Below are 10,998 nucleotides of genomic sequence, written 5' to 3'. Positions count from 1 at the left end.
AAAGCTGACCTACATCCACAACCATTGGGACGGGTTGCAAACCTTCCTGACCGACGGCCGCGTCGAGATTGACTCCAACAGGGTGGAAAACCTGATCCGCCCCATCGCCCTCAATCGCAAGAACGCACTCTTCGCCGGCCATGACGAGGGCGGCATGGCCTGGGGCCGCATCGCCTCGCTGATCGAAACCTGCAAGATCAACGGCATCGAGCCCTTTGCCTATCTCAAGGCCACCCTGACAGCCATCGCCAACGGCCATCCGCAAAGCCGCCTCGACGAGCTGCTCCCATGGAACTTCAAGCCGTCAAACTAAGCCTACCGTGCGGTCCAGCGACCGCTTACAATAGTATCGCGTCGTCCCGTCCGGGAAAACAAAAAACTAGACAAAAAATATCATATTTAAGGCAGCGCGTTCCGGCATGGCGCGGACGCGGGAAATCCGGCCCTCGGCCGGGCCGGTTCGGCCTGACTTCGCCACGTCGTCTCGCCCGATGGAAGCGCGGTGCGGCGCGTCGCGATGCCGGAGCGCTGGGTGACGAACATCTGCTTCGGCGGCCCCGACCTGCGCACGGCCTATGTGACGCTCGGCTCCAGCGGCCGGCTGGTCTCCCTGCCCTGGGATCGCCCGGGCCTCCCGCTTCACCATCTGAACCGGTGAGCGTGGGTCTGCCCTCTAGGTTGTGTGGACTCTTGGGATTCCCTTGATTGCGGTGATGTGATTCAAGGCTGTTGAACCGCCCCGGGATTGCCGGAGGCTCCCCCTCTTGAGAGTAAGGAGCCATCATGACGAAACGGAACGGCAATACCTATTCACCTGAAGTGCGCGAGCGCGCGGTTCGAATGGTTCTGGAGCACCGGGGCGAGTATGCTTCGGAATGGGAAGCGATCAATTCGATCGCCTCGAAGATCGGCTGCACCGGGGAGACGCTTCGCGGCTGGGTACGCCGTGCTGAGCGCGATGCAGGCATGCGGCCTGGGCCGACGAGCGCGGACCTGTCGCGGATCAAGGAGCTTGAACGGGAGGTTCGCGAGCTTCGTCAGGCCAATGAGATCCTGCGCAAGGCGTCGGCGTATTTTGCGATGGCGGAGCTCGACCGCCCACTGAAGCGATGATTGCCTTTATCGACGCTCACCGTGATGCGTACGGGGGCGAGCCGATCTGCCGTGTGCTGCCGATCGCCCCGTCGACCTGGCACGAGCATGCCGCCCGGAGCGCCGATCCTTCCCGATTGCCAGCCCGTGCAAAGCGGGATGCGGTTCTGAAGGAGGAGGTGCGGCGCGTGTTCGACGAGAACTTCGGCGTCTACGGCGTACGCAAGGTCTGGCGGCAGATGAAGCGGGAGGGCTTCGACATTGCCCGTTGTACTGTCGCCCGGCTGATGAAGAGCATGGGCTTGCAGGGCGTGATCCGCGGCAAGCCGGTGAAGACCACCATCAGCGACAAGGCGGCACCTTGTCCGCTCGACAAGGTCAACCGGCAATTCCAGGCACCGGCGCCGAACCGGCTGTGGGTAAGCGACTTCACCTATGTGTCGACCTGGAGAGGCTTTGTCTACGTGGCCTTCGTCATCGATGCCTATGCCCGCCGGATCGTTGGCTGGCGCGTCAGCACCTCGGCGCATGCTGGTCCTCGCCATGGTTTCTCGAACCAGTGGCGCAACCATGGCTCGATCCTCGATGCCCTAGAACAGGCGGTGCATGATCGCCGTCCCGGAAAGGGCATGGGGCTGGTCCACCACAGCGACAGGGGCAGCCAGTATCTGTCAATCAAATACACCGAGCGACTGGCCGAAGCGGGCATCGAGCCCTCCGTCGGCAGCGTCGGCGACTCTTACGATAACGCTCTCGCCGAGACGATCAACGGCCTGTACAAGACCGAAGTGATCCATCGGCGCGGGCCATGGCGCTCGTTCGAGGCCGTCGAGTTCGCGACGCTGGAATGGGTCGACTGGTTCAACAATCGCCGGCTGCTCGAGCCCATCGGCAACATCCCGCCGGCCGAAGCCGAGGAACGCTACTACGCTAGGCTCGAAGTGCCGGCCATGGCAGCGTGACTCAAACCAAAATGCCTCCGGCAATCCCGGGGCGGTTCAATGTCGTGCTCGCATTCGGCACCAATGCGTAACAGCTCGGTTTTCTCAGCTGGAGACAGGATTATCCGCTGCGCAGGGATGCGTGCGCGCAGAATGTGGATCTGGGCCTTGAGGAGCCGAATTTGTGCATTGTGCCGCGGCATGAAGAACCGGGCCAGGAAGAATAGAAGGAGGGAAAACGCCGAATTCATCTTGCAGGGCTCCACCACGGCCCTCTAAAAAATGCCGTCCTGTCAATGCGATAAGGCAATGCCTACATTTTGGCACCCCGCTCAGGAAGGCCAAAAGCGCGCGGGACGGACGATGGCCGTCGTGAATCCACGGCGCGCCGCAGCGGACGTGTCCGTTGATCTCCGCATGAGAGCATAGGGACCACAGTCATCCGTTTCGCTGCCAGTCGCGACTGAACCAGATGACCATTCAAACCATCATCCGTTCCATATAAAACAATGACTTAGATGGTGGAGAAGGTTCGACGTCAGACCCATCCCCTCCGCCACTTGCCCTTGCGAAAGCGTTCTCCCGATCCGGCTCCGGCCGGATTTTTCCGTTATATTCGAGGGTTATGCGGGAGGGGCTGAGCACTGCCCCCGCTGCCAGGAGGCCCGGAAGCGGTCTCTAAGGGCCGATATTCTCCGGACCTGATGACTGCGCGGATTTGGTGAATAGCCTGTAAACCACTGTATATAATGACCTTTTCATAGACTGGCTATTGACTCCGACGCCGGTTCCGTCCGGGTGTGACGCCACCGGTATCCAACCCTGATTTGTCACCTCGGAGCGCCGCTCGTTGACCTCCGAGGCGCGTTGTGACCATTCTGACCACAAATCAGGGAGGGGCCCATGAAGGCCGTGTCTGCCCGTGAGGCCAAGCATCACTTTGGCCAGTTGATCGACGAGGCGCGGGCCGAGCCCGTGGTAGTCGAGAAGCATGGGCGTCCGGTGGTCGTCGTCCTTGCGGTCGAAGAATACCAGCGGCTGACCGGCCGGACCGTGGAACCCTCCGGCAAGAAACGAGAGGACGAGCGATAGCGCATGCCGATACTGAACTGGCTGACAAGGGACGAGGACATCCGCACGGCGCAGCGCGTGCCCTATCGCCTGCTGGAAGAAGTCCCGGATTTGTCGGCGGGCGACGGTGGCGCGGGCAACATGCTGATCCAGGGCGATAACCTTGAGGCGCTGAAGGCTCTGCTGCCCTTCTATGCCGGCCGGGTGAAATGCATCTATATCGACCCGCCCTACAACACACGCTCCGCCTTCGAGCACTACGACGACAACCTCGAGCACACGCAATGGCTGGCCATGATGTGGCCTCGGCTAGAGTTGCTCCGCGATCTTTTGGCTGAGGATGGCTCAATCTGGGTGTCCATCGACGACAACGAGGGGCACTACCTCAAGGTCATCATGGATGAGGTGTTCGGCCGGCGGAATTTCGTCACGTCCTGCACATGGCAGCAACGAACAACCCGGGAAAACCGCAAAGTGTTCTCGGAGGATTGCGAACGAGTTGTGATCTACTGTCGAGAGCCCGCAAAGTTCGGGGCAGTGCGGAATGATCTTGAACTCTCCGACACGGTAAGGGGCCGCTACAAGAATCCTGACAATGACCCTCGAGGCCCATGGCAGTCAGTATCGGTCAACGCACAGGGAGGACATGGAACTCCGAGCCAGTTCTATGATTTCACGGCGCCAAATGGAAAGGTTCACACCCTCCCAGCCGGGCGCTGCTGGCTTTACACATGGCCTGTGATGCAGGAAAAAATCGCAGACAATCGGATTTGGTTTGGTGCAACGGGAAATAATGCACCGCGAGAAAAGAAGTTCTTGTACGAGGCCAAAGCCGGTCTGACCCCAAATACCCTTTGGCTGGCAGCTGACGTAGGCACCAACGACGAGGCGAAGAAAGAGACCGTGAAGCTTTTCGGTTCGACGGTTTTTGATACCCCGAAGCCCGAACGATTGATCCAGCGCATCGTGCACATTGCCACAAACCCAGGCGATTTGGTGCTGGACTCATTCCTCGGCTCAGGCACGACAGCGGCCGTCGCGCACAAGATGGGCCGCCGCTACATCGGCATCGAACTGGGTGACCACGCCCATACCCACTGCGCGCCGCGCCTGAACAAAGTCATCGAGGGCGAACAGGGCGGAATCTCGAGGGCGGTGGATTGGCAGGGCGGGGGCGGTTTCCGCTTCTATCGCCTCGGCCCCCCCGTCTTCGACGAGGAAGGCCACATCCGGCAGGACATCCGCTTCCCGGTGCTGGCGGCGCATGTCTGGTTTTCGGAGACCGACCGACCGTGGGAGGGCAGTGGCGACAGCCCGCTGCTCGGTATCGAGGACGGCCGCGCCCATGCGCTGCTCTACAACGGCATCCTTGGCGACAAGAGGCCGGGCGGCGGCAACGTGCTGACCCGCGCGACCCTCGCCCTGATCCGTGAGGATATCGCCAAGCTGGCGCCGGACTTCGATGGCCCGCTGACCGTCTATGGCGAACAATCCCGGCTGACGCCCGCGACGCTCGACCGCGAGCGCATCACCTTCAAGCAGACGCCCTACGACGTCAAAGCGCGGGCCTGAGGGGGCATCTGATGAAACTGAAGCAATACCAGACCGATACTCTCTCCGTTCTCCGCCGCTTCTTCGAAGAGGCGCGCGTGGCGGGCCCAAAGGGCGCGTACGAGGCGATCACCAGGGAGCCGGACCAGGCCAAGCGGCTCGGCCGGTACGGCGGCAGCTACACGCCGCTCACCGAGTTGCCGGCCGTTCCCTATGTCTGCCTGCGCCTGCCCACCGGGGGCGGCAAGACCATCCTCGGCGCCCATTCCATCGGCATCGCGCGCGATGCATGGGTGGAGAAGGACTATCCGATGGTCCTGTGGCTGGTGCCGTCGAACACGATCCGGCTTCAGACGGCCGAGGCGCTGAAGAACGCCCGCCACCCCTATCGGCAGGCGCTGGACGAGGCCTTCGACGGCCGGGTGCGCGTGTTCGACATCGCGGACTTCACGCATATCCGCCCGCACGACATCCGCGACCATTGCTGCATCGTCGTGGGCACAATCCAGACCCTGCGCGTGTCGAACACCGAGGGCCGGAAGGTCTATTCCCACAACGAGAACATGGAGCCGCACTTCACGGCGCTGCCCAAAAGCCTGCCGGGGCTGGAAAAGCTGGAACGCGGCGGCGTCAAGTTCTCCTTCGCCAATCTGATGCATGTTCATCGGCCGTTGATGATCGTGGACGAAGCGCACAACGCGGTCACCGGCCTGACCCGCGAAATGCAGGCACGCGTCAATCCGTCCGCGATTATCGAGTTCACGGCGACGCCGCGGCTCAACTCGAACATCCTGCACAGCGTGACGGCGCAGGAGCTGAAGCTCGAGGAGATGATCAAGCTGCCGATCATGCTGTCCGAGCACGACACCTGGCAGAACGCCGTGAACGGGGCGATCGCGTCACGGGCGTCGCTGGCCGAGGAAGCCGAGAAGGACACGGCGTACATCCGACCCATCGTCCTGTTCCAGGCGCAGCCCAAGAACCAGGAGGTGACGGTCGAGGTGCTGAAGAAGCACCTGATGGAGGTCGAGCAGATCCCCGAACACAAGATCGCCGTGGCCACCGGCGATCAGCGCGAACTGGATGGCATCAACCTGTTCGATCCGAAATGTCCGATCGAATACGTCATCACCGTCGAGGCGCTGAAGGAGGGCTGGGATTGTTCCTTCGCCTATGCGTTCTGCTCGGTCTCGCGGATCCAGAGCGCGGTGGACGTCGAGCAGTTGCTGGGGCGCGTCCTGCGGATGCCTTATGCCAAACGCCGCAAGGCCGAGGATCTGAACCGGGCCTATGCGTTCCTGTCGGAGCCGTCGTTCGGCGAGGCGGCGCGGTCGCTGGCCGACAAGCTGGTGGCCATGGGTTTCGAGGAGGATGAGGCGCTCGACAACATCGAACCGGCGCAGACGTCGCTCGATGCCGATACCGGCCTGTTCGGCCCGCGCGACAAGCCGAAGCCGACGTTCAAGCACACGGTGACAGCGACGCCTGAGGTGGTTGCCGAACTGAAGAAGCGCGAAGGGGTGAGCGTTCGCGAAACCGATGATGGGAAGGTCGAGATTGCCGTGACGGGCCGTGTTGACGGCGGCCTCGAAAAGGCGATCGTCGAGGCTCTCCCCGAGACCGAACGAACGGGGTTCTCGGCGGCCGTCACCAAGTATCGCGTCGAAGTGAAGGACCAGCTATCGCCTGCAGAACAGGGCGAGGCGTTCGAGGTCCCTCGCCTGGTCTCCGAGATCCAGGGCGAGTTCGAGTTCGCTGACACCGACGTGTTCATGGAATTCCACGACTGGTCGCTGCTCGACCACTCGTCGAAACTGGGTGAAGGCGAGTTCGCGATCCGCGAGACGGCGCGCAGCTTCGAGATCGACCTCGACGGCAACCGCATCACGTACCAGTTCGCGGACGAAGAGGAGCAACTGGCACTCGACGTCGATGTCGAAGGCTGGACACCGGAGGCGCTGGTGATCTGGCTCGACCGCCAGGTGCGCCAGCCGGACATCCATCAGAGCGAATTGCTCCGCTGGCTGCGCGACCTGGTCGGCCACCTGATCACCGCACGCGGCATGCACATCGCGGCGCTGATGCGGTGCAAGTTCATCCTCGCCCGCAAGGTCCGCGAGAAGCTCGCCGCCATCCGCCAGCAGGAACGCGATGGCGTCTACCAGCGGTACCTTTTCGCTCCGGAGGCCAAGGTCGAGGTATCCTTCGACCAGGCTTTTTCGTTCAAGGACGGGATGTACTGGGATCAGCGCCGGTATCGTGGGCGCTGGAAACCTCGAAAGCACTTCCTTGGACCGGACCATGTGCCTGCTTTCGATGGGGCCGAGACCGGTGAAGAATTCCAGTGCGCGCAAGCCATCGACAGCTTGCCAGGCCTGAAGTTCTGGATCCGCAACGTCGCACGCCACCCCAACTCGTTCTGGTTGCCGACGGCCACAGACAAGTTCTATCCGGATTTCGTGGCTCAGTTGGAGGACGGCCGGCTGCTCGTCGTAGAGTACAAGGGCGCCCACATCGCCGATGGCCCCGACACCGCCGAAAAGCGGACTATCGGCCAGCTCTGGGAGAGTACGAGCGGCGGTATGGGCTTGTTCGTCGTGGTTGAGAAAACCGTCGACGGGAAGGATGCGCGCACGCAGATTATCGAGAAGATCCGCTCCACCTCCAATTCAGCGTGACGCAAAATATGGCGAGACTTATGCAACTTGGCCAAGGTTACATGGGTGACATGGAGGCCCAGCCAAAATGACCGACGCACTATTGACCGCGACTGATAGAGAGGAGGCGTTGTCTCGAGCTTATGTCGCTGCCGTCGCTGCGGGTGCCGGCTATGTAACGGCAGAGCAGGACTTCGACCGAGATGGTGTGGACGTGCAGATTCGTGCGGGCGGATCTATGCGGCCTTCTCTCGACATACAATTGAAGGCCACGATTAACCTTGGGCAGCCGACAAACGAAGAGTTTCGCTACGCCCTGAAGCGCCGCAATTACGACTTGCTGCGAGGGCAGACGATGGTTCCCCGCATCCTGGTCGTGCTGTCGCTAGCAGAAGAGGAGGCGAATTGGCTCACAGTGACAGCCGAGGAACTGATAATGCGGCGTTGCGCATTCTGGACCAACCTGACTGGATTTCCCGAGACCCAGAACAGCGAAAGCGTTACCATTTCACTCAATTATAACAATCGGTTCGACGTCGATGCACTGAAAAGGCTGATGGAACGAGCCAAGACCGGAGCCATCACATGAAGGCGCATATTATAGACATGGACGCACTACGTGCGGTTTCGCCTGCCGCACTCTCGGCATTTGCGCGCGGCGAGGGCTGGGCAAGGGTCGAAACTTACGGAGCGCATGCTGATGTTTATGCCGGTCAAGATCGACCCGAGATTATCTTGCCGCGCACCGATCGACTGAGTGACTATGCGTCGGCGGTTTCGCGCTTGATCAACGTATTTGCCAAAATCACAGAACGTGATGAAATCGCTACCTATCGCGACCTAGTGGTAGCAGATCGTGACGTTGTTCGAGTTCGCGCCTCTGGCGAAGATGACGATGGCTCCGTACCGCTCGATGCCGGGGTGAAGATCGTCTCGCAGGCTCGCGACATGCTGCTGGCGGCAGCCTGCGCCGTTCGAACGCCGCAGCCGCTTTATCGCGCCGGCGCCAACCGTGAGGCCAGCGAGTACATGCAACGCGTCAGGCTCGGTCAAACCGAGCAAGGCAGTTTTGTCGTGACGCTATTAGCCCCTGTCCCCCCATTATTGCAGCCGGTGCAGCTTCCGCTTGATCAAACTTGGGCGAAGTTCGAAGACGAGCCGATGGAGCGCATGGTGACGCGCCGGCTGATGGAGGCGCTGGAGGCGTCTCGCAATGCGGCTGAAATAGCCCTATCGGGCGAGCCGAATGCGTTCGAAAACGCGATCGCCTTCGGCGTGAGCGCCAATCTTTGTGAAGCTGTTGCAGGGCTGATCGAGCAATCAGACGGGCTTGACGTCAGCGTGACGTGGGCACGAACGCGCCCAACGCCGGAGGCACACCGGAAGGTCATCTTCTCGCAGAACGATGCTGAAATCTTTAAAGAAGCAGCGCGCACATTCCGGCTCAGGCAGCCCAAGGCCGACGTCACGCTTTACGGAACGGTCCACAAGCTTCGGCGCGATCAGGACGAGGTTGAAGGTGTCGTCACGCTCAAGGCCATCGTGGAGGACAAGATGCAATCCGTACGGGCCGTCCTCGACCAAGCAAATTATAGTGTCGCCGTTCAAGCACATGACGCACAGAAGCCAGTGATTGTGACCGGAGATCTGGAACGTGTCGGCCAGCGCTGGCAGTTGACGAATTCCAGTATACGCGAATTGCCGGCCGATGACGCGGGCGACGACGATACCGAGAGCTAATCCCGTGTCATTTGAGTGACGGAATGATCAACTGCCACGCTGTTCGGTCCATTCCATCGGAAACGGCTCCAGCACCTGCGCGAGCGTCACCTCCGGCCCCTGCTTCCTGTCCAAGATGCCCTCGATGATGTCAGGCGCGAGCAGCGTGAGCCGCAGGACGCGGGTCATGTAGGAGGGCGCGATGCCCTCTCGTTCGGCCAGTTCGGCGATGGTGGCGAATTCGCCCGACTCGAGCATCCGCTTCCATCGGAACGCACGGGCCAGCGCCTTGACCAGCGTGTTGTCGGTCCGCTGCGATTGCGTGGCGCCCTCGGGCAGGTGCATCTCCTTCCGCCCGCCGCGCTTCGAGATGCGGAACGGGACGTGGAGCGTCACGGTGTCGGGGATGGGTGCGCCGCGTGTCATGCTGCGGCCTCGATGCCGCCGGTCAGCATCTCGCGCGCGAGGCCGCCGAGGCCATCCACGCGGAGGCGGACGTTGAGTCCGTCGGTGCCGATGTCCACCCTCTCGACCAGCAGCGCCACGATACGGGCCTGCTCTGCGGGGAACAGCTCGTCCCACAGTGGGTCCAATTGCTGCAGGGCCGCGCGGGCATCAGCCTCGGTGATGTCGTCGTCGTGGGCACGCGCCGCCTTCCACGTCCCCGCAACGATCTCGGGCTGGCGGAAGACTGCGCGCAGCTGGTCGATCACGGCGGCCTCGATCTCTCCGGCTGGCACGCGGCCCACCGGGCAGGATCCAGCGCCGTGCTTCAACACCGTCTGGCTGACGTAGTAGCGGTAGAGCCTGTCGCCCTTGCGGGTATGCGTCGGTGAGAACGCGGCGCTATCGGGACCGAACAGCAGCCCCTTCAGCAGCGCGGGCGTGTCGGCGCGCGTGCGAGCAGCGCGCTTGCGCGGGCTCTCCTGCAGGATGGCATGGACGCGGTCCCACGTCTCGCGGTCGATGATCGCGTCGTGCTCGCCGGGATAGCTGTCGCCCTTGTGGACCGCCTCGCCGATATAAGCGCGGTTGTTCAGCATCCGGTAAAGAAACTTCTTGTCGATCCGGTTGCCGCGGGGCGTGCGTAGCCCGCGCTTTGCGACCTCCCGCGCCAGTTCCGTGCCCGAGCCGATCTCAATGAACCGCGCGAAGATCCAGCAGACGTGCTCCGCGCGTTCCTCGTCGATCACCAGCTTCCGGTTCTCGACCCGGTAACCGTATGGCGGCACCCCGCCCATCCACATGCCCTTCTTCCGACTGGCGGCGACCTTGTCGCGGATGCGCTCGGCCGTGACCTCCCGCTCGAACTGGGCGAACGAGAGGAGGATGTTCAAAGTCAGCCGGCCCATCGACGTGGTGGTGTTGAACGACTGCGTCACGGAGACGAAGGTTACGCCGTTCCGGTCGAACACTTCGACCAGCTTAGCAAAGTCGGCGAGCGAGCGGCTGAGGCGGTCGATCTTGTAGACCACCACCACGTCGACAAGCCCGTCCTCGATGTCCTCCAGCATCCTCTTCAAGCCCGGGCGCTCGAGCGTGCCGCCCGAGATGCCGCCGTCGTCATACTGATCGCGGACCAGCACCCACCCCTCTGAGCGCTGGCTGGCGATGTAGGCTTCGCATGCCTCGCGCTGGGCGTGCAGCGAGTTGAACTCCTGCTCCAGCCCTTCCTCGGAGGATTTCCGAGTGTAGATCGCGCAGCGGAGTTTCCGGACCATTCCTGATTTCGTAGGGGCCTTCGTCATGTCCGCGCCCTCCGATTCTTCAGGCCGAAGAACACCCAGCCATTCCAGCGCGTGCCCGTGATGGCGCGCGCGATAGCGGACAGCGACTTGTACGGCCGCCCCTGCCATTCAAAGCCGTCGGCGGTGACGGTGACGATGTACTCGACACCTTGCCATTCGCGGAGCAGCCGCGTGCCGGTGATGGGGCGCTCACGGTCGAGGCGCGTGCCGCGCTTCTTC

General features: G+C 62.2%; 10 protein-coding genes, 1 pseudogene and 1 other annotated feature. Of the genes and pseudogenes, 8 read left to right on the top strand and 3 right to left on the bottom strand.

Annotation, left to right across the window (positions count from 1 at the left end; all coding sequences use genetic code 11):
• From G481_RS0118325 to G481_RS0118280, 8 genes and pseudogenes are all read left to right on the top strand, one after another.
• Positions 1 to 313 (top strand): transposase domain-containing protein (locus G481_RS0118325; RefSeq protein WP_028031280.1); only part of this gene is annotated, 313 nt, incomplete at its 5' end.
• A 177-nt stretch (positions 314 to 490) separates the two neighbouring features.
• Positions 491 to 658: pseudogene (locus G481_RS25705) on the top strand (SMP-30/gluconolactonase/LRE family protein); the annotation flags it as partial.
• A gap of 125 nt (positions 659 to 783) precedes the next feature.
• Positions 784 to 2,054 (top strand): IS3 family transposase gene (locus G481_RS0118310; protein WP_154664689.1). Its coding sequence is split into 2 segments (ribosomal slippage): positions 784 to 1,075 and positions 1,075 to 2,054, totalling 1,272 coding nucleotides; the frame shifts between segments, so codons are not numbered across the junction.
• Positions 1,068 to 1,184: a sequence feature (AL1L pseudoknot), on the top strand. Its footprint overlaps the gene before it by 117 nt.
• An 882-nt stretch (positions 2,055 to 2,936) precedes the next feature.
• Positions 2,937 to 3,125, top strand: coding sequence for a type II toxin-antitoxin system Phd/YefM family antitoxin (locus tag G481_RS0118300; RefSeq protein WP_011910684.1), 189 nt, complete (start codon positions 2,937 to 2,939; stop codon positions 3,123 to 3,125).
• A 3-nt stretch (positions 3,126 to 3,128) separates the two neighbouring features.
• The gene (locus G481_RS0118295; protein ID WP_028031276.1) at positions 3,129 to 4,676 is read left to right on the top strand and encodes a site-specific DNA-methyltransferase; all 1,548 of its coding nucleotides are present in this window, start codon (positions 3,129 to 3,131) and stop codon (positions 4,674 to 4,676) included.
• A gap of 11 nt (positions 4,677 to 4,687) precedes the next feature.
• Positions 4,688 to 7,333, top strand: a complete 2,646-nt coding sequence (locus G481_RS0118290; RefSeq protein ID WP_028031275.1) for a DEAD/DEAH box helicase — start codon at positions 4,688 to 4,690, stop codon at positions 7,331 to 7,333.
• 67 nt (positions 7,334 to 7,400) lie between these two features.
• The gene (locus G481_RS0118285; RefSeq protein ID WP_028031274.1) at positions 7,401 to 7,901 is read left to right on the top strand and encodes a DUF4365 domain-containing protein; all 501 of its coding nucleotides are present in this window, start codon (positions 7,401 to 7,403) and stop codon (positions 7,899 to 7,901) included.
• Positions 7,898 to 9,052, top strand: coding sequence for a hypothetical protein (locus G481_RS0118280; protein ID WP_028031273.1), 1,155 nt, complete (start codon positions 7,898 to 7,900; stop codon positions 9,050 to 9,052). Before G481_RS0118285 ends, G481_RS0118280 begins: the two co-directional genes overlap by 4 nt.
• A gap of 27 nt (positions 9,053 to 9,079) precedes the next feature.
• On the opposite strand, the gene G481_RS0118275 is transcribed toward G481_RS0118280, so the two are convergent.
• The 3 genes from G481_RS0118275 to G481_RS0118265 form a co-directional block, all read right to left on the bottom strand.
• Complete coding sequence (locus tag G481_RS0118275) at positions 9,080 to 9,457, bottom strand: hypothetical protein (protein WP_028031272.1); 378 nt, start codon at positions 9,455 to 9,457, stop codon at positions 9,080 to 9,082.
• Positions 9,454 to 10,779 carry a recombinase family protein gene (locus tag G481_RS0118270; RefSeq protein ID WP_028031271.1) on the bottom strand — a complete coding sequence of 442 codons (1,326 nt, stop codon included), beginning with the start codon at positions 10,777 to 10,779 and terminating at the stop codon, positions 9,454 to 9,456. The genes G481_RS0118275 and G481_RS0118270 overlap by 4 nt, the downstream gene beginning before the upstream one ends.
• A partial coding sequence (locus tag G481_RS0118265; protein WP_028029948.1) for a DUF2924 domain-containing protein occupies positions 10,776 to 10,998 on the bottom strand: 223 nt, incomplete at its 5' end. The genes G481_RS0118270 and G481_RS0118265, both read right to left, overlap by 4 nt.

The organism is Gemmobacter nectariphilus DSM 15620 (assembly GCF_000429765.1).
Classification (GTDB): domain Bacteria; phylum Pseudomonadota; class Alphaproteobacteria; order Rhodobacterales; family Rhodobacteraceae; genus Wagnerdoeblera; species Wagnerdoeblera nectariphila.
The sequence above is the reverse complement of the archived record's forward strand: the minus strand, read 5'-3'. Positions and strand labels throughout refer to the sequence as shown.